The organism is Paracoccus onubensis (assembly GCF_003591515.1).
GTDB lineage: Bacteria > Pseudomonadota > Alphaproteobacteria > Rhodobacterales > Rhodobacteraceae > Paracoccus > Paracoccus onubensis.
This window is the reverse complement of the sequence record NZ_QZCG01000002.1, coordinates 247,590-273,339: the sequence shown is the minus strand read 5'-3', so window position 1 is coordinate 273,339 and position 25,750 is coordinate 247,590. Positions and strand designations below refer to the sequence as shown.

General features: G+C 61.0%; 23 protein-coding genes. 11 read left to right on the top strand and 12 right to left on the bottom strand.

The window, feature by feature from the left end; translation table 11 throughout:
• Positions 1–18: 18 nt before the first annotated feature.
• The 11 genes from ggt to D3P04_RS03825 form a co-directional block, all read right to left on the bottom strand.
• Positions 19–1,836 carry a gamma-glutamyltransferase gene (gene ggt, locus D3P04_RS03875; protein ID WP_119746130.1) on the bottom strand — a complete coding sequence of 606 codons (1,818 nt, stop codon included), beginning with the start codon at positions 1,834–1,836 and terminating at the stop codon, positions 19–21.
• A gap of 72 nt (positions 1,837–1,908) precedes the next feature.
• Entirely contained in the window at positions 1,909–2,451 is a 543-nt protein-coding gene (locus tag D3P04_RS03870; RefSeq protein WP_119746128.1) for a DsbE family thiol:disulfide interchange protein, read from the bottom strand.
• Positions 2,444–2,587 (bottom strand): heme exporter protein CcmD, encoded by a 144-nt coding sequence (gene ccmD / locus D3P04_RS03865; protein WP_119746126.1) that lies wholly within the window; start codon positions 2,585–2,587, stop codon positions 2,444–2,446. Before ccmD ends, D3P04_RS03870 begins: the two co-directional genes overlap by 8 nt.
• On the bottom strand, positions 2,584–3,309 hold the full coding sequence (ccmC, locus tag D3P04_RS03860; protein ID WP_119746125.1) for a heme ABC transporter permease CcmC: 726 nt from the start codon (positions 3,307–3,309) through the stop codon (positions 2,584–2,586). The genes ccmD and ccmC overlap by 4 nt, the downstream gene beginning before the upstream one ends.
• Positions 3,310–3,350: 41 nt before the next feature.
• Complete coding sequence (gene ccmB / locus D3P04_RS03855) at positions 3,351–4,007, bottom strand: heme exporter protein CcmB (RefSeq protein WP_119746123.1); 657 nt, start codon at positions 4,005–4,007, stop codon at positions 3,351–3,353.
• A gap of 58 nt (positions 4,008–4,065) precedes the next feature.
• Complete coding sequence (gene ccmA, locus D3P04_RS03850) at positions 4,066–4,695, bottom strand: heme ABC exporter ATP-binding protein CcmA (protein WP_119746121.1); 630 nt, start codon at positions 4,693–4,695, stop codon at positions 4,066–4,068.
• Positions 4,692–5,045 carry an Mth938-like domain-containing protein gene (locus tag D3P04_RS03845; protein WP_119746119.1) on the bottom strand — a complete coding sequence of 118 codons (354 nt, stop codon included), beginning with the start codon at positions 5,043–5,045 and terminating at the stop codon, positions 4,692–4,694. Before D3P04_RS03845 ends, ccmA begins: the two co-directional genes overlap by 4 nt.
• Positions 5,045–6,022 carry a protein translocase subunit SecF gene (gene secF / locus D3P04_RS03840; protein WP_119746117.1) on the bottom strand — a complete coding sequence of 326 codons (978 nt, stop codon included), beginning with the start codon at positions 6,020–6,022 and terminating at the stop codon, positions 5,045–5,047. Before secF ends, D3P04_RS03845 begins: the two co-directional genes overlap by 1 nt.
• A 1-nt stretch (position 6,023) precedes the next feature.
• The gene (secD, locus tag D3P04_RS03835; protein ID WP_119746115.1) at positions 6,024–7,688 is read right to left on the bottom strand and encodes a protein translocase subunit SecD; all 1,665 of its coding nucleotides are present in this window, start codon (positions 7,686–7,688) and stop codon (positions 6,024–6,026) included.
• Between the two features lie 14 nt (positions 7,689–7,702).
• Positions 7,703–8,032 carry a preprotein translocase subunit YajC gene (yajC, locus tag D3P04_RS03830; protein ID WP_119746113.1) on the bottom strand — a complete coding sequence of 110 codons (330 nt, stop codon included), beginning with the start codon at positions 8,030–8,032 and terminating at the stop codon, positions 7,703–7,705.
• A gap of 175 nt (positions 8,033–8,207) precedes the next feature.
• The gene (locus D3P04_RS03825; RefSeq protein ID WP_119746111.1) at positions 8,208–9,371 is read right to left on the bottom strand and encodes a M20 aminoacylase family protein; all 1,164 of its coding nucleotides are present in this window, start codon (positions 9,369–9,371) and stop codon (positions 8,208–8,210) included.
• Between the two features lie 62 nt (positions 9,372–9,433).
• Here D3P04_RS03825 and mazG point away from each other — a divergent pair, with 62 nt between their 5' ends.
• The 6 genes from mazG to D3P04_RS03795 all read left to right on the top strand — a co-directional run bounded on the left by mazG (position 9,434) and on the right by D3P04_RS03795 (position 19,643).
• Positions 9,434–10,246 (top strand): nucleoside triphosphate pyrophosphohydrolase, encoded by an 813-nt coding sequence (gene mazG / locus D3P04_RS03820; RefSeq protein WP_119746109.1) that lies wholly within the window; start codon positions 9,434–9,436, stop codon positions 10,244–10,246.
• 155 nt (positions 10,247–10,401) lie between these two features.
• Positions 10,402–12,204 carry a phosphogluconate dehydratase gene (edd, locus tag D3P04_RS03815; protein ID WP_119746107.1) on the top strand — a complete coding sequence of 601 codons (1,803 nt, stop codon included), beginning with the start codon at positions 10,402–10,404 and terminating at the stop codon, positions 12,202–12,204.
• A 174-nt stretch (positions 12,205–12,378) separates the two neighbouring features.
• Entirely contained in the window at positions 12,379–13,347 is a 969-nt protein-coding gene (locus D3P04_RS03810; protein WP_119746105.1) for a HesA/MoeB/ThiF family protein, read from the top strand.
• 108 nt (positions 13,348–13,455) lie between these two features.
• Positions 13,456–15,999 carry a cation:proton antiporter gene (locus tag D3P04_RS03805; RefSeq protein ID WP_119746103.1) on the top strand — a complete coding sequence of 848 codons (2,544 nt, stop codon included), beginning with the start codon at positions 13,456–13,458 and terminating at the stop codon, positions 15,997–15,999.
• Positions 16,000–16,070: 71 nt separating this feature from the next.
• Complete coding sequence (locus tag D3P04_RS03800) at positions 16,071–18,383, top strand: Tex family protein (protein ID WP_119746101.1); 2,313 nt, start codon at positions 16,071–16,073, stop codon at positions 18,381–18,383.
• 15 nt (positions 18,384–18,398) lie between these two features.
• A complete protein-coding gene (locus D3P04_RS03795; RefSeq protein ID WP_119746099.1) occupies positions 18,399–19,643 on the top strand; it encodes an AGE family epimerase/isomerase in 1,245 nt (414 codons plus the stop codon).
• 52 nt (positions 19,644–19,695) lie between these two features.
• On the opposite strand, the gene D3P04_RS03790 is transcribed toward D3P04_RS03795, so the two are convergent.
• Complete coding sequence (locus D3P04_RS03790) at positions 19,696–20,625, bottom strand: LysR family transcriptional regulator (RefSeq protein WP_119746097.1); 930 nt, start codon at positions 20,623–20,625, stop codon at positions 19,696–19,698.
• A gap of 85 nt (positions 20,626–20,710) precedes the next feature.
• On the opposite strand from D3P04_RS03790, the gene D3P04_RS03785 reads away from it, so the two are divergent.
• The 5 genes from D3P04_RS03785 to D3P04_RS03765 are packed head-to-tail and all read left to right on the top strand — an operon-like array spanning position 20,711 to position 25,682.
• A complete protein-coding gene (locus D3P04_RS03785) occupies positions 20,711–21,898 on the top strand; it encodes a CaiB/BaiF CoA transferase family protein (RefSeq protein ID WP_119746095.1) in 1,188 nt (395 codons plus the stop codon).
• Entirely contained in the window at positions 21,895–22,848 is a 954-nt protein-coding gene (locus D3P04_RS03780; RefSeq protein ID WP_119746093.1) for a hydroxymethylglutaryl-CoA lyase, read from the top strand. Before D3P04_RS03785 ends, D3P04_RS03780 begins: the two co-directional genes overlap by 4 nt.
• 24 nt (positions 22,849–22,872) lie before the next feature.
• Positions 22,873–23,859: a TRAP transporter substrate-binding protein DctP gene (dctP, locus tag D3P04_RS03775; RefSeq protein ID WP_220475262.1), complete on the top strand. Its 987-nt coding sequence runs from the start codon at positions 22,873–22,875 to the stop codon at positions 23,857–23,859.
• Between the two features lie 12 nt (positions 23,860–23,871).
• The gene (locus D3P04_RS03770) at positions 23,872–24,399 is read left to right on the top strand and encodes a TRAP transporter small permease (protein WP_119746091.1); all 528 of its coding nucleotides are present in this window, start codon (positions 23,872–23,874) and stop codon (positions 24,397–24,399) included.
• Complete coding sequence (locus D3P04_RS03765; RefSeq protein ID WP_119746089.1) at positions 24,396–25,682, top strand: TRAP transporter large permease; 1,287 nt, start codon at positions 24,396–24,398, stop codon at positions 25,680–25,682. The genes D3P04_RS03770 and D3P04_RS03765 overlap by 4 nt, the downstream gene beginning before the upstream one ends.
• Positions 25,683–25,750 lie beyond the last annotated feature (68 nt).

The following is a 25,750-nucleotide window of genomic DNA, read 5'->3' as shown; positions in this document are numbered from 1 at the left end:
TTTTCTTCGCAAACCGCCTCATCCGCCCAGCGCGATCCCTTCGCGGCGCGGATCGGCGCCCCCCGAAAGCCCTTCCGGTGTAATGGCAATGCCGTGAAGACCGGAATTCAGATCCGTCTCTTCGACCTCAAAACCGATATCCTGCAGCGGTTGCGTCAACTCAGCGGCGCTTGTCCCGGCCTCGACATCCATCGGACCGAAGCGATTGACGATATTCGGCAGGCCGATTGCCTGCTGAACATCCAGCCCCCAGTCCAGATAGCCGATGATCGCCTTTGCGGTATAGCCGATGATCTGGCTGCCACCCGGAGATCCGATCACCAGCACCGGCTTGCCATCCTTCAGCACGATGCTGGGCGTCATCGAGGATCGCGGCCGTTTGCCCGGTTCCAGCCGGTTGGCAATCGGATAGCCTGCCTCGTCATGCGTTTCGAATGAGAAATCGGTCAACTCGTTGTTCAACAGGAATCCCTGCGTGAACAGGCGCGATCCAAAGCCGTTCTCGATGGTCGTGGTCATCGAGAGGGCATTTCCCTCAGCATCGACGATCGAGATATGCGAGGTCGAGGGAAGTTCCAGCGCGCTGTCCTGCCCCCAGTTCATCGCATGCGACCAGCCGGGAGAACCGGCAGTGACCTCGGGCAAGGCATCATCACCGGCCAGCAGTTTCCCCCGCTCGGCCAGATATTCCGGCGCGACCAGCCCTTCGACGGGAACCGGAACGAAATCGCTATCGGCCATGTAACGCTCGCGATCGGCGAATGCCAGGCGCGAGGCATCCGCGATCAACCGCCAGCTTTCCGGATTTTCGGCCCCCAGCGAGGCCAGATCATAACCGCCCAGCATGCCAAGAATCTGCCCCATGGTCAGTGCCCCCGAGGAAGGGGGCCCCATCCCGCAGACATCGTGATCCCGATATTCCGCACAGACGACGGGACGTTCCTTGACCCGATAGGCAGCAAAATCACCCAGTGCCAGCAGGCCGGGATTGCCCTCGGCATTGCGCACGGTATTGACGATTCCCTCGGCAATCTCGCCGCTGTAAAAGGCGCTGCTGCCCTCTTGCGCCAGCCGTCGAAGTACATGCGCATATTCCGGGTTCTTCAGGCGATCCCCCGCTGCGATCGCCGTACCTCCGGGAAAGAAATATTCCTCGGTCGCGGGGAAGCGGCGCAGCCTTTCACCCTCTTCGGCGACCAGCCCGGCAAGGCGGGGTGAAACGGCAAAACCGTCCTCGGCCAGCGTGATGGCATCATCGAACAACCCGCCCCAGTTCACCTTACCCCAGCGGCGATGCGCCTCTTCCAGAAGCGCGGGCGTGCCGGGCGTGCCGACCGAACGCCCACCAACCACCGCATCATAGAATTCCAGCGGCTCGCCTTCCTCATCCTGGAAATAGCGCGGTGTCGCAGCCATCGGTGCAGTCTCGCGCCCGTCAAGCGTGGTCAACTCGCCGCTTTCAGCGTCATACCAGACAAGAAACGCCCCACCGCCAAGTCCCGAACTTTGCGGTTCTACCAATCCCAAAACGATTTGCACCGCCACCATGGCATCCGCCGCGGATCCGCCGCGTTCCAGGACCTTAGCACCCGCTTGGACCGCCAGCGGATTCGCCGCACTCACCATCCAGTTCTGCGCGGTAACCGGTTCGCCCGCTTCCTTGCTGGTCAATGCCGCCCGCGCCGCCTCGGAAAGATCGGCAAAGGCATCGCTTTCCGTGCTGGTTTCAGAACTCGCAGCTTCAGGAGCGACGGCATCCGTCGCCTGCTGCGCCATCCCCGGAAATGCCCATGCGCTGCCCAATAGCAGCGCCGTCACAAGACTGAACCTTGTCATGACTGCCCTCTCCATGCCTATCGCGATCAGGGGCAGTTTGTCGTGCAGCACTGCCGGGCGCAAGACACCCGATTACTCTTCGGCGGCAAGCGCCTTTTCAAGTTCCGGCAGGAAACGGTTGGTGTAATCCTCGCGGACCATCGGCCCCGCAAAGCGATAAAGGATTTCACCCTCGCCATTGATGATGAATGTCTCGGGCGGCGCGCTCACGCCCCAGTCGATCGCCCCGCGTCCCTTGGGATCGGTTGCCAGAGCATGATAGGGATCACCGTCCTTTTCCAGAAATTCGATCGCATTGGCCTCGGGGTCTTTCAGATCGATTCCGTAAACCGGCATGTCTTTCGACAATTCCATCAGCGTCGGATGCTCGGCCCGGCAGGGCGGACACCAGCTTGCCCAGAAATTCACCAGCTTCACGCCCGGCTGGCGCAGCAGCTCATCAGTCAGCTGCTCCTTGCCGGGTAATGTGGTCTGCGGCACGGCAGGCGTTTCGCGCCCGATCATGGTCGAGGGCAGCGATTGCGGATCGTCGCGTCCCATACCCCAAAGGAACAATCCTGCAAGCGCAGCAAAGACCAGCGGCGGCAGAATGACAAGCGGGGAAATCCTAGCCATGTTTCTCGTGCTTCTCCAATTCGCGGCGGGCGCGGGCATTCGCCGCCAAAGTCTGCCAGACGATCCCGATCAGCAGCAGGATGGAAACCCCATAGGCCGCCAGCACCGTTCCGGCATATTTTCCAAGCTCGATCATCCACGCATCTCCCTTGCCTGCAATGCGGCGAGACGCCGCCTTCGGATCTCGGTGCGGGTCCGGATCAGGACAAGCGCCAGAAACAACAACAGAAAACCCAGCATCGAAAGGTAAAGCGGATAGCGGTAAACCGCGCTCATCCTTTCACCCTCGGCGACCGAGAGCGAGGCGCCCTGATGCAGGCCCTGATTCCAGAACATGACCGCATAGCGGCTGAGCAAGGCGAAAACCGAACCGACCAGACACAGCACGCCCGTCAGGTCGGCGGCGCTGTCCGCATCCTCGATCGAGGACCACAAGGCGATATAGCCAATATAGAACAGCAGCAGGATCAGGAACGAGGTCAGCCGCGGATCCCATTCCCACCACGTTCCCCACATCGGCTGCCCCCAGATCGCGCCGGTCGCAAGGGCGATCAGTGTCATCACTGCCCCGACAGGCGCGGCGGCCTTCGCGGCAAGAGCACTGACATGATGCCGCCGGATCAGCCAGATCAACGAGGCGACCAGCATCATCACCCAGATATTGATCGCCATCATCGCCGCCGGCACATGCAAGAAGACGATCTTGACCGTCGAGCCCTGCCGGTAATCTTCCGGAGTCAGGAAGCCCCATGCGACACCGCCTGTCGTGCAGATCGCGGCGGTCGCCACCAGCCACGGCAAAACCGCGCCGGAGACGCGCATAAATTTGACAGGATTGGCGTATTCCCAGATCGACATGTGCTTCCCCTATCCCCGGAGCCTGCGCCCCTCAAGCCCGATCACCGCAGATTGACCCGCAAGGCGGCGGCGGCGGCGAACGGCACTAATGCCAGCACCCCCGCCGTGATACCCCCGAGGAACAGCATCGGCGTGAACGGATCCCCGGCTTCGGCGCCCCGTCGGGTGACCTCGGTGCCGAAAATCAGCGTGGGGATATACAGCGGCAGAACCAAGAGCGACAAAAGTAGCCCTCCGCGCCGCAGCCCGACGGTGACCCCCGCTCCGAACGCGCCCAACATGGACAGCGCCGGTGTCCCGATCAGCAGTGACAGGATCAGCCAGGAAACCGCCCCGCCCGGCAGATGCAGCAGCAGGCCGAAGACCGGTGCGGCCACCACCAGCGGCAATCCCGTGGTGATCCAATGCGCAAGCGCCTTGACCGCGACGACGCCCTCAAGCGGAATCGGTGCGGTTGCCAGCAGATCAAGACTGCCATCCTCGTGATCCAGTGCGAAAATCCGGTCCAGCGACAACAGGCTGGACAGCAATGCACCCACCCACAGGATTCCCGGCGCAATCGGGCGCAAAGCCTCGCTGTCGGGACCGACGCCAAAGGGCACCAGCGCGCAAAGGATCAGGAAAAACGCAACCGCCAGACCGAATCCGCCTCCGGCGCGGGTGGCAAGGGTGAGGTCGCGTTTCAGAAGGGCCAGCATCTGGGCCTCTTCATTGCGAAGCCGCGTTGCCCTGCATTACCGCTGACGGCCGGTCCGTTCATGCGAATGCCTCATTGAAGCCTGCGGGCCGTTCGACCCGGCCGGGCGTAGCGCGATACGGGGTCAGATCCAGCACCTGCGCTTCGTCCAGCCCCAGATCGATATGCGTCGCCATCAGTGCTGCCCCGCCACCCGACAAATGCATCCGGATCATGTCGGCAAAGCGCGCGACCGAGGCGGCATCCAGCGAGACGGTCGGCTCATCCAGCACCCAGAGGGGGCGGCCGGATACAAGCAGGCGAGCAAGGCCCAGCCGCCGCTTCTGCCCGGCGGATAATGCGAGCGCCGGGCGGTCGGCAAGCGCGGCCAGATCCATTCGTTCAAGCGCCCGGTCTTCATCGCCGCCGCCGAAAACCTGCGCCCAGAAGCGCAGATTCTCTGCCACGGTCAGAGCGGATTTCAGGCCGTCGGCATGGGCGGCATAAGCCACCGCATCCGCCGCCATCTCGATTCGCCCCGCTACCGGGGGTTGCAGGCCCGCAACGCAGCGCAGCAGGGTCGTCTTGCCGATCCCGTTCGGGCCGCGCAGGATCAGTGCCTTGCCCCCCTGCAAGGTGAAGGATACGCCTTCGACCGCCCGCAGCCCGCCGCGTGCCACGGCAAGGTCATGGACGGCCAGCAGGCTCACAGCGGCAGGAGCGCGCAGGCGACGCGACGCCCTTCTGACAGAGTCACGTTATAGATGCGCGCGGCAGTCGGGGAAGCCATGACCTCGACCATGACGCCGGCATCTTCCAGGGCCTGCGCGAGATCGGCAGGCGGGTGAGCAATCTCTTCGCCCATGCCAAGAAACAGCACGTCGATCTTGCCCGCCAGCGCCAGTAATGGCGCATGATCTTTAATCCCACCCCAGGGCTGCGCGCCACCCGCCTGCACGATTACCGGCCCATACAGCACGTCTCCGCCCACCCGGAAGAAGCCGGGGCCGTAACCGTCGACCGGCTGCGCTCCGTCAAAATCTGTGGGCTTCATTGCCATCAGGGAGCCTCGGCCCCCGGGAAGTCGGGCGAATCCGCCGGGGATTTCTTGGACCAATCGCGCTTGACACCCAACCAGAGCACGATGTTCTTGGCCATGTAGATCGAGGAATAGGTACCGATCACGATCCCGAAGGTGATTGCGAAGACAAAGCTGCGGATCACATCTCCGCCAAGAACCAGCAGGGCAATCAATGCCAGCAGCGTGGTTCCGGAAGTCATCACCGTCCGGCTAAGGGTCTCGTTCACCGACAGGTTCATCACCTCACGCAGTGGCCGTTTCTTGTATTTCATCAGGTTTTCGCGCAACCGGTCGAACACGACCACCGTGTCGTTGATCGAATATCCCACAATCGTCAGCAGCGCCGCCACCGTGGCCAGATCGAATTTGAGCTGAAGCAGGGAAAAGATACCCAAAGTGATCAGCACGTCATGGGCCAGGGACACGATCGCGCCTATTGCGAACTGCCACTCGAAACGCAGCCAGATATAAAACGAAATTCCGACCAGCGCGGCCAGAACTGCGTAAATGGCAGTGTTGATCAACTCGCCCGAGACTTTGGGACCGACCGACTCTACCGAGGGGAAGGTGATTGCCGAATCGACCTCCTGCAACGCTACCTTGACGGCATCAACGGTTTCGGCGCTCGCGGCTTCCGCACCTTCCTGCGCGCTTATACGAATCTGCGCGACATGCTGATCGGGGCCGAATGTCGGATCGAAAACCTCGGAAATCGCCACGTCGCCAAGCCCAAGAGGTTGCAAGGCTTCGCGATAAGTGGCGACATCCACGGATTGCGTCGATTCAGTACGGATCGTGGTGCCGCCCCTGAAATCGATGCCGAAATTCAGCCCGTATATCACCAGAACGACAACCGACAGAACAGCAAACAGCGACGATATACCGAAGGTCAGGGCCTGCCACCGGAAAAAATCGATCTGCGTATTGTCCGGGACCAGTTTCAGACGAAAAGCCATGTTACACCTCGATCTGGCGGGGACGGGCGCGGTGGAACCACATGACTGTCAATAGTCGTGTGACCCAAAGAGCGGTGAAAACCGAGGTGACGATACCGATGGTCAACGTCACCGCAAAACCCTTGACGGGCCCCGAGCCAAGAAAGAACAGGATCGCAGCGACGATCAGCGTCGTGATATTGGCGTCCACGATCGCGGACATCGCCCGTTCATAGCCTAGTTCAATCGCCCGTGCCGGGCCTTTGGCATGTCTCAGTTCCTCTCGTATTCGCTCGAAGACCAGCACATTGGCGTCGACTGCCATACCGATGGTCAGCACGATCCCGGCGATACCGGGTAAGGTCAATGTCGCACCGATCATCGACAGCACACCGAAGAGCAGTCCCATATTGATGGCAAGCGCAATCGAGGCAAAGACGCCGAACTGCCCATATGACAGGATCATCAGGGCAACCACCGCCACGAACCCCACGCCGGCTGCGATCTTGCCCGCATCGACGCTGTCCTGCCCCAATTCCGGGCCGATCGTGCGCTCTTCCAGAAAGTTCAGTTCGGCAGGAAGCGCGCCCGCGCGCAACAGCACTGCAAGGCGATTCGCCTCGTCAAAGGTCATCGAACCTGAAATCTGACCCGAGCCGGTCTCGATCGCCTGCCGGATCACCGGAGCCGAGATGACCTCGTCATCCAATACGATCGCGAAGGGCTGGCCGATATTGGCCGATGTATAATGCCCGAATTTCCGCGCTCCGGACGGGTTGAAACGGAATGTGACCGAAGGAAATCCGTTCTCGTCCGTGGCCGGAAGCGCATCGTTCAATTCTTCACCCGTGACGACCGGGTTTTCTTCGATCGTATAATAAACGCCTTCATTCTCGGCGTCGGGCAGCACGATCTGCCCGATATCGACCGATGCATCCGGGTTCGAGCCGGTACCCGCGACCGGGTTGAATGTCAGTTTCGCCGTCGTGCCGATCAGTTCCTTGAGTTCGGCAGCCGAACCGATGCCCGGCACCTGAATCAGAATACGGTCATCGCCCTGCCGGATAATCGTCGGCTCGCGAGTGCCGACCTCGTCGATACGGCGGCGGACAATCTCAAGGCTTTGCTGCATTGTCCGGTCATTCACGGCGATCTTTTCGGCATCCGACAACTGAATCGTCATCGTTTTGCCGCTGCCCGAGATATCCAGGCTGGACTGCCCCGCCCCTGTCAGACTGGTGATGGGATCCGAAAAGCCGCGGGCGATCTCGATTGCACGGGACATCTGATCGGGATTGGCAATCTCGATTTTCAGCGTCCCTTCCGGCGATTGCACCCGCCGAATCGCGCCGATGGTGGATCGCTCATCCGCAAGCGCGCGACGAAGTTCCGGCCAAAGCCCATCCATCCGCGACTTGTAGACCTGCTCGACCTGCACCTCGGCCAGCAAATGCGCGCCGCCACGAAGATCAAGCCCCAGATTGACCAGACCGCTCGGCAGCCAGCCCGGCCAGCCAGCCTTTGCCGCCTCGAGTTCCGGAGTGCTAGCCCCCGTCCTTTCGATCTGCGTGACGGCGTCGTTATGCGCCTCTACGCGTTTGTAGAACAGGTTGGGCGCGGCATAGGCCAGACCCAGCACGCAGAGCCCGATGATCAGGATACGTTTCCATCGGTCGATCTGAAGCATCTGTTATCCGGCCTTCAGCTATTGGCGGCAACGGGTTGGGTGGCGCTAATCACCTGCGCCACGGTCGAGCGCACCACGCGAACACGCACGCCCTGCGCGATCTCGACCTCCAACTCGTCATCGCGCGCACTGACAACCTTGCCGATCAAACCGCCCTGCGTCACGATCTGGTCGCCCTTTTTCAGCGCGGCCACCATCTCGCGATGCTGTTTCACCCGCTTTTGCTGAGGTCTGATCATCAGGAAATACATGATCGCGAAGATCAGTACCAGCGGGATGAACTGAGCAAAGGCGGCCCCGCCGGAACCACCAGCGGCCTGTGCATAGGCAGGAGTAGCGAACATTCAATTTCCTTTCGGCTGTCGGCCCGGGTCAATATGCCGGACCATCTCACGAGTTGGCGCGCAACCTATCTGCGTGACCGGTTATTGGCAAGAAACCGCATGCCCAAAGCTAACCTTCGGGTTCAGAACCGCGTGAACAAGCTTCCACCTCGTCATGCGGCGGGTATTTCCGGCTTCAATCCACCGGCTGGGCGCGTTCGACCAGACATGCGAAGAAACTGGCGCCGATCGGAGCGATATCGTCGTTGAAATCATAGCCCGGATTATGAACACCCGGCCCATCGCCCTGCCCCAGAAACAGGTAACAGCCCGGGCGCGCGTTCAGCATGTAACTGAAATCCTCGGCCCCCATCTCACGGCCATAATCATCGGCGACATTCGCCTCTCCCACCACCTCACGGGCGGTCTGCGCCGCAAAGGCTGTCTGATCTGGGTCGTTGACGGTAGCGGGATATCCCTCGTGATAGGTTAACGTTGCCGTAACATTGTAGGCCGCACCCTGCCCCGTGCAGATCTCGGACAGGCGGCGGCGGACCATTTCGCGCACATCCGGATCAAAGGTTCGTACGGTACCACAGATCCACGCATCATCCGGCACGATATTATCGGCACTGCCGGTATGGATCTGCGTCACGGACACGACCAGATCGTCCAAAGCGTAATGGTTGCGGCTGGAAATCGTCTGGATCGCAGTCACGATGCCCACGGCCGCCACCACCGGATCCGCGGTCAGATGCGGCATCGCGCCGTGGCCGCCGCGGCCGCTGATATCGATCTCGAAACTGTCCACGGCCGCCATGATCGGCCCCGGCGTGGTATAGAAGCTCCCCTGAGGCTGGCCGGGACTATTATGCATCGCGAAGACCCGGCCAATCCCGAATCGCTCCATGACGCCTTCCTGAACCATGACGTCTCCGCCGCCCCCAGCCTCTTCTGCGGGCTGGAAGATCAACGCCACGCGCCCGGTGAAATTCCGCGTCTCGGACAGATATTTCGCCGCCCCCAGAAGCATGGTCGTATGCCCGTCATGCCCGCATGCATGCATCCGTCCCGGCACGGTCGAGGCCCATTCCGCCCCGGTTGTCTCGGACATCGGCAGCCCGTCCATATCGGCCCGCAATCCGATCGTGTTTCCTCCGCCCTTGCCATTGATAATCGCGACAATGCCGGTCTTTCCGATTCCTTCGTGGATTTCGTCCACTCCGAACTCGCGCAGCTTCCCTGCGACGAATTTCGCCGTTTCATGGCACTCGAATCCCAGTTCCGGATGCTGGTGCAGATACCGTCGCCATGCAGTCATATCGTCAGCGAAGGAAGCGATTCGGTTCAGGACTGGCATGTGGACTCACCCTTCATGCTGTGGCAATCGGTTCATCGGAGCCGAGGACGGGATGAATTGCAATGGCTGACAGCAAGAACGCAGGCGCCGAGATCGCCCGCCTGATCGACATCATGGTCGAGTTGCGGGATCCGAAGACCGGCTGTCCCTGGGATATCGAGCAGGATTTCGCCTCGATCGCACCCTACACGATCGAAGAGGCGCATGAGGTCTCCGATGCCATAGACCGCAAGGCATGGGATGAATTGCCGGGCGAACTGGGCGATCTGCTGCTGCAGGTCGTGTTCCATGCGCAAATGGCGCAGGAACAGGGCATGTTCGATTTTGCGGATTGCGCCGCGGCAATTTCCGACAAGCTGATCTTCCGGCATCCGCATGTCTTTGGCGATGAAAGCCGCGACAAATCCGCCGAACAGCAGGTGAAGGACTGGGAGGCGATCAAGGCCGTCGAACGCGCGGGCAAGGCCGAACGCGGGACATTGGACGGGGTCGCGCTTGGCCTGCCGGCCTTGACACGGGCGGTCAAGTTGCAGAATCGCGCGGCGCGGGTGGGCTTTGACTGGCCCGATGCCGCGAATGTTCTGGACAAGATTGCCGAGGAAACCGCCGAACTGGTTGAGGCGCGCGATCATCTGGGACCGGACGAGCTTGAAGAGGAGTTTGGCGATCTGCTGTTCGTCATGGCCAATCTGGCGCGGCACCTGAAGATCGATCCGGAACAGGCATTGCGTCGCGCGAATACCAAGTTCACCCGAAGGTTTCAGGCAATCGAGGCCGCCCTGGCCTCGGATAACCGCCGCCCGGAGGATAGCGATCTTATCGAGATGGATCGCCTGTGGGATCAGGCGAAGCTGGCCGAAAAAGCCACCGGCTGAACGATCCCGCTTCCGAACCGGCGAATTTGACGGCTATTTCCCGCATGTGACGATCTGTTGAAACTTTGCGCGGTTATCGCTGCAAATCTCAAGCATGGGTTGAATTGTTATCGCTAACAGACTATTGTGTCTCCGAAGCCAGAGGAGGCCGCAAGATGACCCTTCACGCCACCATCGACCGTGTGACCGACCGCGTCCGCGAACGCTCGCAAGCCACCCGCAGCGCCTATCTGAAAAAGATCGCCAAAGCCGCCGAGGATGGCCCTCGCCGCGCGCATCTGTCTTGCGGCAATCAGGCCCATGCCTATGCGGCAATGGATGACAAGGACGATCTGGCGGGGTCGCGCAAACCGAATATCGGGATCGTCACGGCCTATAACGACATGCTGTCGGCGCATCAGCCCTATGAACGCTATCCCGATATCATTCGCCGCGCCGGGCGTGAAATCGGGGTAACTGTACAGGTTGCGGGCGGCGTTCCCGCCATGTGCGACGGCGTCACGCAGGGCCGCGCGGGGATGGAGCTGTCACTGTTTTCGCGCGATGTCATCGCTTTGGCCGCCGGGGTGGCGTTGTCCCATGATTGTTTCGATGCGGCGCTTTACATGGGGGTCTGCGACAAGATCGTGCCCGGGCTGGTGATCGCTGCGGCAACATTCGGCCATATCCCCGCCGTATTCATTCCCGCCGGGCCGATGCCGTCCGGCCTGCCGAATGACGAGAAATCGAAAATTCGCCAGCAATTCGCCGCTGGAGAGGTCGGACGTGACGCGTTGATGGCGGCGGAAATGGCCTCTTATCACTCCCCCGGGACCTGCACTTTCTACGGCACCGCCAACAGCAATCAGATGCTGATGGAATTCATGGGGCTGCATCTGCCCGGCTCCAGCTTCGTGAACCCGAATACGCCCCTGCGCGAGGCCCTGACCGTGGCCGGACTTGAACGCGCGGCAGCGATCACCCGGCTGGGCAACGATTACCTGCCCGCGGGCGAGGTTCTGGACGAACGCGCCTTTGTCAACGGAATCGTGGGCCTGATGGCAACGGGCGGCTCGACCAATCTGGTCATGCATCTGCCGGCCATGGCGCGGGCGGCCGGGGTGCTGCTGGATATCGCCGATTTCCATGATATTTCCGAAAATGTCCCGCTGATGGCGCGGGTCTATCCGAACGGTCTGGCGGATGTGAATCATTTCCATGCCGCTGGCGGCATCGGCTATATGATCGGGCAATTGCTGGAGGCGGGTCTGCTGCATGCCGATGTCAGAACGATCAACGGAACCGGCATGAACGGTTACACAGCTGAACCGAAGCTGGACGGAAGGCGTGTGCGCTGGGAGGCCGGGGCGAAAGAATCCCTGAACGACAAGATCCTCCGCCCGGCCAGCGCTCCCTTTGCCCGGACCGGCGGACTGAAACAGCTGGAGGGCAATCTTGGCCGGGGCGTCATCAAGGTCAGCGCCGTGGCGCAGGAACGCCATGTGATCGAAGCGAAAGCCCGTGTTTTCACAGATCAGGAGCAGGTGAAGGCCGCTTTCAGGGCGGGCGAGTTCATCGAAGACACGATTGTCGTCGTCCGCTTTCAGGGACCGCGCGCGAATGGCATGCCCGAGTTGCATTCGCTGACGCCATGCCTGGCTGTCTTGCAGGACCGGGGGCTTAAGGTCGCGCTCGTGACCGACGGGCGCATGTCGGGGGCTTCGGGCAAAGTGCCCGCCGCGATCCATATCTCGCCGGAAGCATCGGTGGGCGGGCCGCTTGCGCGCGTGCGGGATGGCGATCTCATCCGCATGGACGCCACCATGGGCACGATCGATTGCCTGGCCGAAGATTTCGACCACCGACGCCCCGCAGGTTTCGATCCCTCAGGCAGCAACGAGGGCATGGGCCGCGAGTTATTCGCAGCCTTCCGGGCCGTTGCCGGCCCTGCGACCGAAGGCGCCGGCGTGGTGGTCTGATCCTTCCTGGCAGCAAGGATAGCTTGCCGACGAAAGTGATAAATATATTGCCGCGTTTTGCAGATCTGAAGGCGCCGCCACGCGCCATATGAAACGCCATCCGTCAAATTCCGGTTGAAACACGTCGCGGGACACTCATATTTCTATCCGGAACCCGCCCAAGGAACCGCCGGAATGACCCGTTACGACCGTCAGACCATCCTGCCCGAGATCGGCTCTGCCGGACAGACCCGGCTTGCCGCATCGCATGTGCTTGTGGTTGGTGCAGGCGGGCTTGGGTCAAGCGTGATCCCGGCGCTTGCCGGGGCCGGGATCGGACGATTGCGACTGCTGGACGATGATCTGGTCAGTGAAAGCAATCTGCATCGGCAGACGATCTTCCGCATGTCGGATATCGGACAGCCCAAGGCCGATTGCGCGGCGCGGGAAGCCCGGCGGCTGAATCCGGAAATCGAACTTCAGGCAATTCGCGGATGGCTTGATCCCGACACGGCGGGGCCACTGCTGGAAAATGTCGATCTGGTCGTCGATGCGGCAGACAGCTTTGCCGTGAGTTACATTCTTTCGGACGAATGCGCCCGCCGCCGCTTGCCGCTGATCGCCGGATCGGTACTGGGCCGACAGGGATATGCCGGTGGTTTCTGCGGCGGGGGTCCATCCCTGCGCGCGCTTTTTCCCGAACTTCCGCGCAATGCCCAAAGCTGCGCGACAGCGGGCGTCATGGGCCCCGTGGTCGCGACCGTCGGTGCCCTGCAGGCGCAGATGGCCATGTCGGCATTGCTGGGCCTTGAACCTTCCCCCATCGGGCAGATGGTGACCGTCGATCTTGCCGGATGGCGCTTCAGCAGTTTCCGCTTTACCGATGCGCCCGAGCCTGACGGCCCTGCCCTGCCTTTCATTTCACGCAACGGGCTGCGCCCTTCTGATTGCGTGATCGAATTGCGCCCGGAAAGCGAATCCCCTTCACCCGTAGCACCCCATGCCCTGCGGCTTGGCCCCGAAGCAATCGCCGAATGGGAACCTCCTTCCGGGCAGCGCGTGGTGTTATGCTGCCGCAGCGGTCTCAGGGCATGGCGGGCGGCGCGGCAACTGGCGGACCGGGGGCATGCGGATCTGGCATTGCTGGCCGATGGACAGGCGTAAGCCACGGTTCGCTCGAATTTTAGCCGAAACGCATCAACGCTCCATTGTGATCGATTTTTGTTCCGGCAAGATATTCCCTGACCCGAAAAATCCGGCTATCGCAGAGCAATGGACATCGTTCTTCTGACCACCATTGCGGCGTCGCTTTTCGTCCTCATCGGGCTTGCCGAACCTTTGGCGGCGCGGCTGGCATTGCCTTACAGCGTGATTCTCGCGGTTCTGGGCATTCTGATCGGTGCCGCCGCAATCTTTTTCCTGCGCACCAGTCTGACCAATGCCCTGGACCCGGTGGCCGAGGCGATTCTGGCCCTGCCGATACGCTCGAACGTGTTCCTCTATGTCTTTCTGCCGACACTGATTTTTCAGGCAACGCTGGAAATGAACGTGCGGCGGATGCTGGATGACTGGGTGCCGATCCTGACACTGGCCGTCGTAGCCGTCGTCGTCGCCACCCTGACAATCGGTTATTCGCTGGCGTGGTTCAGCGGTTTGCCTCTGGTGGTCTGCCTGCTGATCGGATCGATCGTCTCCACCACGGATCCCTCGGCCGTCGTGGGGATTTTCCGCTCGATCTCGGCGCCGCGGCGTCTGGCACGGATCATCGAAGGCGAAAGCCTGCTGAACGACGCCGCGGCAATCGCGTTGTTCGGCCTGTTCATGGGCTTCGTCACGCTGGGCGGCGCGGACCCGGCTCTGGGCGAGGCGATCGGCGGATTTCCGATGTTGTTCGTCGGCGGTACGCTTGCCGGATTTCTGACCGCGCGTATCGCCGTCGTCCTGATGATGTGGTTCGCCCGCTTCGAACTGGCACAGATTTCGGTTTCGGTCGCGGTCCCGTATCTGTCCTTCGTTATGGCGGAAAGATTATTCGACGCGTCGGGCGTGATCGGCGTCGTGGTCGCAGGGCTGACCATGAGCATCATCGGCCCTGTCCGGCTGTCACCCGCCTTCTGGACCAATCTGCGCGAAGTCTGGGCCCTGCTTGCACATTGGGCCGGGGCACTGATCTTCATTCTCGCCGCATTGCTGATCCCGCGCCTTCTGGAGGATACACATGCCGGTGATTTCGCGCTTATTCTGGTTGTGATCGCTGCCGCCACCGTGGCGCGGGCAATCATCCTGTTCGGTCTGATGCCGCTACTATCAGCGGTGCGCGTCTCACCGCAGGTCAGCGGACTCTATCGTAGTGCGATCCTCTGGGGCGGCTTGCGCGGCGCGGTCACGCTGGCGCTGGCGCTGGCAGTGACCGAAAACCTGCGCGTACCGGTCGAAACGAAACGGCTGGTGGGGATTGTCGCAACCGGGTTCACCCTGTTCACGCTTCTGGTTCAGGGAACGACGCTGCGCTGGGTGATCGGAAAGCTGGGGCTGGACAAATTGTCCCCTCTGGATGTCGCGCTGTCCAATCAGGTGATCGCCGTATCACTGCAAACCGTGCGTGAGGAAGTCGCGGAAACCGCCGAGGATTACGAACTGACGCGCGAAACCGTCCGCTCGGAAGCCAAGCGTTTCGCCCAAAGGCTGGATGAGGCGGTCGCACATGCCGAAGCAGAGGATAATACCGAAATCCTCGACCGCGACCGGATCACGCTGGGCCTGATCGCGCTTGCAGGATATGAGCGCGAAGTGATCCTTGAACGGTTCCGAGAACGGGCGATAAGCGCACGACTGTCAGAAACGATGCTTTTCGACGCGGACCGGATGATCGAAGCTGCGCGGACAGGCGGGCGCACCGGATATCAGCGGGCGGCGCGGCGCAGTCTGCGCTATGGCAAGGATTTCAGATTGGCGGCATTCCTGCGCAACCGGCTGCATATCGCCACGCCACTTGCCCGCATGACCGCAGATCGTTTCGAGATGTTGCTCGCAAAGCGGCTGATATTGCGTGATTTATACAAATTCATCGATCGCCGGATCCGCCGCATTCACGGCCGCAGGGTCGCGGAACTCCTGCATGAATTGCTGAACCGTCGGGTCGAAGCCGTCGAAACTGCGATCGAGGGGTTGCGTCTGCAATATCCCGGCTATGCCGAAAAGCTGGAGCGGCGCTTTATCCGCCGCACCGCCCTGCGTCTGGAAGAACGCGAATACAGCGCCATGCATGACGACGGGCTGATCGGGTCAGAGCTGCATACAGCATTGATGCAGGACATCAGCCGGCGTCGCGCCGAGTCCGAAGGCCGGCCCCATCTCGACCTTGCGCTACCCAAAAAGGAACTGGTGCGGCAATTCCCGCTCTTCGCCGACCTGAGCGAAAGCGAGATGCGCAAACTGGGCCGCGCGCTGAGCACCCGCTATGTCAATGCGGGAAAGGTCATTCTTCGCAAGGACAGTACGGCGCATAGCGTCTTCTTCGTGTCCTCGGGCGCGGTTCAGCAGGAGACGGCCGGACAGACTGTCCGTCTTGGGCGGGGCGACATGTTCGGGCAACTGGCGGTCCTGACAGGCAAGCCGCGCCGGGCAGAGGTTACGGCGATTACGCCCACCAGCCTGCTGGAACTGAACGAAACCAGCTTCCGCCGGATTCTGAAACGCTCGCACGCGCTGCGCGAGGCCGTGCGTCAAAGTCTGGCGGGCAATCCCCGCCGGGCCGAACTCCTCGAGCTTCCGGAACTGAAGCTTGAAGAGAAAAAAACTACAGCCGCCGAGTAGCGCGGGTTTTCGCGCTTGGCGCATGGACGCCGCAAGGCTAGGACATTGTTTCCGGAACGAATGAGGATAAGATGGAGTCAGCCGAACGTATCACCCGCGTCATTGCGACCGAGATCAATGCCAGCGCCGGGCAGGTCAATGCCGCTGTGGAACTGCTTGATGGCGGCGCGACGGTCCCCTTTGTCGCGCGATACCGCAAGGAGGTGACGGGTGGGCTGGATGACAGTCAGTTGCGGGTCCTGTCCGAACGGCTTGCCTATCTGCGGGAGCTGGAGTCCCGGCGCGAGACGATCCTGAAATCCATCCGGGAACAGAACAAGCTGACCGACGAACTCGCGCGCAGCATCGCCACGGCGGAAACCAAGGCAACGCTTGAGGATATCTACCTGCCGTTCAAGCCCAAGCGCCGCACCAAGGCGATGATCGCCCGCGAGAACGGGCTGGAGCCATTGCTGCGCGCCATTCAGGAAAATCGCGGCTCCGAACCGCAGGAACTGGCGCAGGGCTATATTTCCGAAGCCGTTCCCGAGGCAAAGGCGGCGCTTGACGGCGCCCGGGATATTCTGGTCGAAGAATTGTCCGAAAATGCCTCTTTGCTGGGTGCATTGCGCGATTTCATGCGGACCGACGCGTTTATCGCGGCAAAGGTCGTGGGCGGCAAGGAAGAGGCCGGGGCGAAATTTTCCGATTACTTCGATCACCGCGAGAAATGGGCCGATATCCCCGCCCATCGCGCACTCGCCATCCTGCGGGCCGCCAAGGAAGAAGTGGTGACCATCGATATCTCGCCCGATCCCGACACGGGTATGGCGCGGGCTGAGGGGATCGTCGCGCAGGCCATCGGCAAATTGGGCGAACAGCCGGGGGATAAATGGCTCCGGCAGGTCGCCGGCTGGACATGGCGGGTGCGGCTGTCGAATAACATGTATATCGACCTGCTGACCGAGTTGCGCAAACGCGCCCATGACGAGGCCATCCGGGTCTTTGGCCGCAATCTCAAGGATCTACTGCTGGCCGCTCCGGCGGGAACGAAAGTCACGATAGGTCTTGACCCGGGCATTCGCACCGGGGTCAAGCTGGCTGTCGTGGATGCAACGGGCAAGCTGCTGGAAACGGCGACGCTGTATCCCTTTCCCCCAAAGAAGGATTTGGCGGGGGCAGAGGCTGCCCTGCTCGCTCTGATCGCGCGGCACGGTGTCGAATTGATCGCCATCGGCAATGGCACCGCCAGCCGCGAGACCGAACGGATGGTCGCGGATGTGCTGAAACGCTTGCCAAAAACGGTGAAGGTGCCGACCAGGGTTGTGGTGTCCGAGGCGGGGGCCTCAGTCTATTCGGCCTCGGAACTGGCGGCAAGGGAATTTCCCGATCTGGATGTTTCGCTGCGCGGTGCAGTCTCTATTGCCCGTCGCTTGCAGGATCCGCTGGCGGAACTGGTCAAGGTGCCGCCCGAATCCATCGGTGTGGGGCAATATCAGCATGACGTCGATCAGCGGCAGTTGACCAAAGCGCTTGAAGCCGTGATCGAGGATGCGGTGAACGCGGTCGGCGTCGATCTGAACACGGCCTCATCCGCGCTGCTCTCGCATGTGGCGGGACTGGGGCCGTCTCTGGCCGGGGCCATCGTCACGCATCGGGACGGCAACGGCGCATTCCATTCGCGCAAATCGCTGAAAGACGTCGCGGGCCTTGGCCCCCGCGCCTTCGAGCAATGCGCGGGCTTCCTGCGCATCCGCGAGGGCGACGAGCCTCTGGATGCGTCAAGCGTCCATCCCGAAGCTTATGGCGTGGCACGAAAGATCGTGAAGGCTTGCGGGCGCGACATCCGCGCGATCATGGGCGACGCCACGGCATTGAAGGGACTTCGTGCCGAGGATTTCGTAGATGACAAATTCGGCCTGCCCACGGTGCGCGACATCCTCTCCGAGCTTGAAAAGCCCGGCCGCGACCCGCGTCCCGGCTTTGTAACCGCGTCATTCGCGGAGGGCGTCGAAGATATCAAGGATCTGCGTCCCGGCATGTCGCTGGAAGGCACGGTCACCAATGTCGCGGCCTTCGGGGCTTTCGTCGATATCGGCGTGCATCAGGACGGGCTGGTGCATATCAGCCAGCTTGCCGACCGTTTCGTGAAGGACCCGAACGAGATCGTGAAGGTCGGCGATGTTGTCAGGGTTCGCGTGACCGAGGTGGATATCCCCCGCAAGCGCATCGGCCTGACCATGCGCAAGGATGGCGGGGCGCAGGAAGGACGAAAGGCGGGGGCGCAGGCACGCGGCCCGGCGGGGAATGCGCAAAATCCGGGACACGGCAAATCCGCGCCGCGCGGGAATGATCAGAACGGATCGTTCGGCGCCGCGCTTATGGATGCCATGCGGAAACGGTGAACCGGGAAGGAGCGGATGATGGGCGAACCCGGCAAGATTGATGCTGCGGGCTTGTGGCTTGAAGATGAAACGCATCGGGCCTTTCTTGTGCAGGATGCACGGAAGGCGCTTGATTTCTTCGATGCCAGCCCGCGTGCGGGGGGTGGTTTCCATACGCTTGACGACAGCGGCCGGCCCCTGCCCAGCGAATTGCAGGAACTGCATACGACAACGCGGCTTGTGCATTGCTATGCCCTTGCACAAATGGCCGGGCGGGCGGACAAGGCCGGGATCGTGGATCAGGGGATGACATGGCTGTGGCAGGGGCATCGCGACCGGCAGCATGGCGGCTATCTCTGGTCCGTGGATGCGGAGGGCGTCGCCGACGGGACCAAGCTGGCCTATGGTCATGTCTTCGTCCTGCTGGCGGCTTCCAGCGCGAAGCTGGCTGGCCACCCGGATGCGGATCGTCTTCTGGGCGATATCGTCGAGATTCTGGACCGGCATTACTGGGACGAAGACCAAGGGTTGTTTCGCGACGAGTTCACCCGCGACTGGCAGGTGTTTTCGACATATCGCGGCATGAATGCGAATATGCACGGGGTCGAGGCCCTGCTGACCGCCCATGAAGCCACGGGGGAAACCGCATTTCTGACCCGCGCCGGACGCATTCTCGCGTTTTTCATCGCCGGTGAGGCGGCCCGCAATGGCTGGCAAATCCCCGAGCATTACGACGAAAACTGGACTGCCGACCCGGACTATTCCGGTAACCCGATGTTCCGGCCGGCAGGCACGACGCCCGGGCATTCCTTCGAGATGGCACGACTATTGCTGCATTGGTGGGATCTGGCCGGAAGACCCGAGGGAGCTGCACCCGCTCATGCCCGCGAACTGGTGCAGCACGCCCTGCGCGATGCCTGGGATCGGCAGCGGGACGGACTGGTCTATACCCTGCGTTTCGACGGCGCTCAGCTTGACCTGTCGCGCTACTGGTGGCCGGTGACTGAAGCGATCGGCGTTCTGGCAAGCCTGATCAAACTGGAAGCCCGCGACGAAGACGAGACGTGGTACCGGCGCTTGTGGCAATTCGCGGATTCAGCTTTGATCGATCATGAATATGGCGGATGGTTTCCCGAGCCGCGCGACAATAAAACTCGGGCACAACCGCAGTTTACCGGCAAGCCGGATATTTACCACGCGCTGCAGGCCGACCTGTTCCCGCTTTTGCCCGGTCTGTCGCGAATGGCCGATACGCTTGCCCGGATGCACCCCTTGGCATGAAACGGCACGGCTTCGCGGCGGCACCACCGGAGGCATAACCTTCTGGCCGCATTCATCCGACAAGTTGCGCCTCCCATCGTCCATCGGTGACGGCTTTTCGCACCAGCGCAAGCAACAATGCGCGAATTGCCTCGGAGGCAAAGGTTCGTGGACGCGTGGCGACCTGACACAGATGCAAAGTACGTGACAGTTCCGGATTGGTGATCGCGCGGGCATGGACGGATCCGCGTTGCAACTGATCCTGCATGAACAGCCGCGTTCCGATCACACAGCCCAGCCCCGCATCGATACTTCCGGCAATGGCCTGAACCGAATTCATCTGTAGGCGCGCCCGCGCCTCGATCTTCTTGAGCAACGTATTGTCATCGATGAGTGCGCGGGCCGACACACCCTGACGCAGCAGGATAATCGGCAGTTCGAGCAATTCGGCAAAACTGATCGGGTCCTTGGTTTCTCCGATGATTTCCGAACGGCCAACGCAGACCATCGTTTCCTCAAGCACAGGTTCGGAATGGATGGCGGGGTCATTGGGCGGATTGTAAACCAACGCCAGATCCACCTCCGAGGCCAGCAGATAAGGCAAGGCGGTTCCCGAAAGGCTTTCGGTCAGGACCAGTTGCACATCCGGGTAATCATGCACCACTCTCGAAATGAACTCGACCCCAATCGCTTTGACGGCGGAAAAGGACATTCCGACCGAGACCGGGCCCGATACCTGCCCCACGCTATCCCTGAGATCCGTCTCGGCAGCGGCAATGGACCGCAGTATCGACCTTGTATGTTCATGCAGCCGATGCCCCGCGGCGGTCGGCTCCATTCCGCGTGGTTTGCGCAGGAATAGCGGGCTTCCAAGCCGGTGTTCAAGCTGTGCCAGATGATGGCTGAGCGCCGAAGCCGCCACCCGGAGGGTCTGCGATGCCTGTGCAAGCGAACCGCTTTCATAAATGGCTGCGAAATACTGTAGCTGACGGGTATCAAGCATTCTCGTTTCCAGAAGGGTTACATCCAAACATTATATTATTCCGCTGATTGGCTTTTGACTAATCTGCGAGTCGGGAGGATACCGAATGAATGATGATTTCAAGCCGCTTGCCGGTCTGCGCGTGATCGAGATGACCCATATGATCATGGGGCCGTCCTGCGGGATGTTCCTGGGCATGCTGGGTGCAGAAGTCATCAAGGTCGAACCGCCCGAGGGTGACAAGACCCGTGCGCTTACCGGGATGGGACGCGGGTTCCACCCGACTTTCAACCGTGGGAAGAAAAGCATCACATTGGATCTGAAATCGGATGCGGGCAGGGCCGCGATGCACCGCATTCTGGAAAGCGCCGATATCTTTGTCGAAAATTTCCGCGACGAGTCGCTGGCCGGAATGGGATTTGACCCCGAGATGCTGCGGAAGAAATATCCCCGGCTTATCGTCTCGTCTCTCAAGGGTTTTCTCAAGGGTCCCTATGAAAATCGCACCGCCATGGACGAGGTGGTGCAGATGATGACCGGCATGGCCTATATGACCGGCCCGACCGGACGACCGCTGCGGATCGGCTCTTCCGCCAATGACATCATGGGTGGACTGTTCGGCGCTTTCGCGGTGCTGGCCGCACTTCTCGAGCGCGGCAAAGATGGTAAAGGCCATGTGCTGCGCACCGGGCTGTTCGAAAATTGCCTGCTTCTGGTCGCCCAGCACATGGTGCAGTTCGATATCGAAGGCCGCGAGGCGCCGCCAATGCCCGAACGCGAGTTTTCCTGGCCTGTTTATGACATTTTCGAGTCCGGCGACGACCGGCAGGTCTTTATCGGCGCTGTGACCGAAGGCCAGTGGCTCACACTATGCAATCTTCTGGGTCTCGACGGTCTGCGCGACGATCCCCGCCTGCAAAAACGCATGGACCAGATAGAGGCGCGCGATTGGACCATTCCTATCGTCGCCAAAGCTGTGCGGGAATTCCGTTTCGATCAGCTTGCCGCGATGTTCGAAGATGCGGGCATCCCCTTTTCACCGATTCACCGGCCCGCCGAAATGTATGACGACCCCCATGTCCTGCGCCCCGATGGGTTATTCGCTTCGCGCTTGCCCGAGGGACAGGTTTTTCGTGCCCCGGTGATGCCGTTCGAGGTCGATGATGCCGCGGTCACCGGTGGCGCGCTCGACGTCGCGGGCATCGGCGAAGATACCCGCGAGATTTTATCCCGGGCTGGCTTGAGCGAAACCGAAATCCTTCTTGCCAGCGGCGCAAAGGACGTGATCGCATGAGCCGGATCGATGCGATCTATCCAACAGACAGGATAACCCTGAGAGAGGTCGGGCTGCGCGACGGCTTGCAGCTTGCCCGGGCTATCCCCTCTACCAGGGCAAAGATCGGCTGGATGAAACGCGAAACGCAGGCCGGTGTGCGGCATTACGAGATCGGTTCTTTCCTGCCCGCCGCCCGCTTTCCCCAATTCGCCGATATCGAGGCAATGCTGGATGCCGGTGAACGGCTGGACATTCATTCCGCCGGGCTGACGCTGAATGAACGCGGAGCGGAAACCGCGCTCCGGACCGGATTGCATGAAATGGTCTGTGTCATCTCGGCCACCGATGAGCACAGTCAGGCCAATATGCGCCGCTCGCGCAAATCCGCGGTGGAACTGGTCGGCAAGATCGTCACCATGCGCGATAACGATGCCCCGGACAAGATCGTCAATGCCGGGATCGCAATGGCTTTCGGTTGCTCGATCGCTGGCGAGGTAAGCCATGATGAGGTGATACGACTGGCCGAAACCTGCCTTGCCGCCGGCGCCGATATCGTCGGGATTGCCGATACGGTGGGCTATGCCGGGCCGAAACAGGTGGGGGCGCTATGCGCCCGGATAGAGAAATTATGCGCTGGCCGCGCCTTCATCATCCACTTGCACGACACGCGCGGCATGGGCATCGCCAATGCCGCAGCCGCACTGGACAATGGCGCGCGCGTCATCGATGCTTCGCTCGGGGGACTTGGCGGCTGCCCCTTTGCACCGGGTGCAACCGGCAATGTCGTCTTCGAGGATATCGTCTATCTAGCGGAAACCATGGGTTATCGGACCGGAATCGATCTCGCCGGCCTAAAGGCCGCACGGGCCATCGCGGAGGAGGCGATGCCGGGCGAACGATTTCACGGGACTCTGAATCGAGCCGGTCCGCCACCGAATATCAGTTGGAAAGCCAGCCGCGCGATCTGAAAAACATTAGGGAGGAAACCAATCATGAAATATATGACATCCGCCGCAATCGGCGCGGCCCTGTTTGTCTCGACGGCAACCGGTGTCGTTGCCGCAACCGAAATGCGTTGCAGCCACCAGCTTCCGCCGGGACATCATATCGCCAAAGTCGTCGAGCGCTGGGCGGAAGAGGTCGAGACACTTTCCGAGGGTGAACTGGATGTGCATGTCTTCGGTGCCGATAGTCTGGTCGGTGCCCGTGAAAACATCGTCGCCACCGCCAAGGGCGATATCGAATGCGCCTTCTCGCTGAATTTCCAATGGGGCAAGACATTGCCGATCATGAATGTGACCGTGGCGCCCTTTGCCTTTGGCGATATCGAGATATGGAAGAAATGGCCGGAATCCGAAGCTGCCGCATTTCTTGAGGAAAAATTGCTGGAAAAAGGCGTGAAGAATGTTGTCTGGATGTTCCAGACCAATACATCCGTCTTTACCACCAAGGGCGAACCACTGGTCAAGCCGGAAGACTTCAAGGGGTTGAAAATCCGCGGCCTCACACCGCCTTTCGATGCCGCTTTCGAGGCGCTTGGCGCTACTCCCACCGCATTGCCGGGTTCAGAGGTCTATCAGGCACTTGCCACCGGCGTGGTTGACGGCGCGATTACCGATGTGGCTGCCGCCGTTTCGCGCAAATATTACGAAGTTCAGGACGCATTCACGGTCGTTCCGGTCCTTTCTGCCTATCTGCACGGCTATCTGAATCCCGAATTCTACGATAGCCTGTCCGACACCTCGAAGGCCGCCTTGACGGAAGCCGGACTGAAAGCCTCGGAATGGGCGATCGAGGCATCGGTGGAAGCCGGCGATGCCGGCCCCGAGCAATTGCTTGAGAAAGGGGTAAAGGTCCATATCGCAACGCCCGAAGAAAATGCCGCGCTGGAGGCGGTCATGCGGCCGGCTTTCGACAAGGCTTTCGGTGAAGGCGATCCCGACAGCCAGAAGCTACTGGAATTGCTGAGCAAGATATGACCGGCGGTTTCCATGCATGACATCCGTTCCGAGAAAGGGGTAGGAAACGCCCCCTTCTTCCCCGATCGCATCATTACCGGACTGGTCCGCTTTTGCGGCGCGATCAGCACGGCATTGATCCTTGTGGTGCTGATCCAGATTACCTTCGCAGTCACGCGCCGCTACCTGATGGGTCGTCCTTTACAGTGGAACGACGAGATGGTTGGCTATCTGCTGGTGACCATGGTGATGCTTGGCGCCGCCGAAGCGCTGCGCCGGGGCGATCATATCGCGATTGATCTGGCGACTGCGCGGCTTGGCCCCCGCATGGGGCGTATCCAGTCCGTATTCGCCAGTTTCACGATCATGGTTTTCGCGGTAATCGTGGGGATATCGACCTGGGATTCGATCTCCTTCGCCCGCGCTTTCGGCTCTTATTCGGTCGGTTATATCGAAATCCAGACATGGATCCCGCAGGTGCCGGTCGTGATCGGGTCGGTGCTTCTGTTCCTTGCCGCCGGCCTTCGGCTGCTGCGCAGCATCCAGGAGGTGCCGAAGTGACGCTTTTTCTGGTCTTTGCCGTCCTGCTTCTGCTGCTTCTGAGCGGTATTCCGATCTTCGCTGCACTGGGTCTGACGGCCGGCGGAATCCTTTTGCTGGTCGAGGGCGATATCGACGGGCTTGGGGACGCGGTCTACATGCATATGAACAAGCCGGTCCTCAGCACCATCCCGTTATTTGTCTTCATGGCGCAGGTCATGATCAAGGCGCGGGTGATCGACGATCTTTATGATTTCGCCCATACGGTGATCGGCCATGTCAAAGGCGGCCTTGGTGTCGCAACCGTGCTGGCCTGCACCATCTTCGCCGCCATTTCCGGCTCATCCGTCGCAACCGCGCTTTCCATAGGGTCAAGCGCGATCCCCCAGATGAAACGCTTCGGCTATCCCGAACGCGATGCATTGGGCGTGGTCGCAGCCGGGGGCACACTTGGCATCCTGATCCCGCCTTCGGGCCCGATGATCCTGTATGCCGTCGTTTCGGACGCATCGATCGGTGCGCTCTTTCTTGCCGGAGTGGTGCCCGGCCTGTTGCTGGCGCTGGTCTTTTCGATCTTCTGCGTGCTGCAGGCCCGCGCCCGCCGCGGAATCGCTTCACCGGAATGGGCTGGCTGGCCCAGGGCCGTCGCGGCGTTCCGCCGATCGGTCTGGGCATTGCTTGCGCCACCGGTTGTGATGGGTGGCATCTATTTCGGCGTCTTCACCGCCACCGAGGCTGCCGCGGCTGGATCTCTTTATGCGCTTCTGGTCGCTGTTCTGGTCTATCGGAACTTTGGCCTGCGCGAGCTGTGGGACTGCGCCTATTCCACTATGCGCACATCAATGATGGTATTCATGATCATTGCGGGCGCGGCAATGTTCGGACATGCGATCACCCTGATCCGCCTGCCCGTCGGCGTAACGGAGACGGTGGCAGGCTTCGGCCTTGGTCCGATCGGTTTCATCCTTGTGGTCATGGGGCTGATCTTCGTGCTTGGCATGTTTCTTGAATCCATCGCCATCATCCTGATCACCACGCCCATCCTGCTGCCGACGATCACCAGTCTCGGGATCGACCCGATCTGGTACGGTATCCTGCTGATGGTCAATCTGGAACTCGCCATGATCACGCCGCCGGTGGGGATGAACCTGTTCGTCATCAAGGGCATTACCGATGCCACGCTTGGCACTATCGTCCGAGGTGCGGCACCTTTCGTTCTGCTGATGCTGGGTGGTATGGCCGTTCTGATTGCCGTTCCGGAACTGACGACCTGGCTGCCGAATGCTGCGGGTTTCGGTCGATGATCCGAAGTTGATCCCGGCGGCAAGATATCAGTTCCGGGCGACACGATCAGCTCTGGCACGCTCGGGGC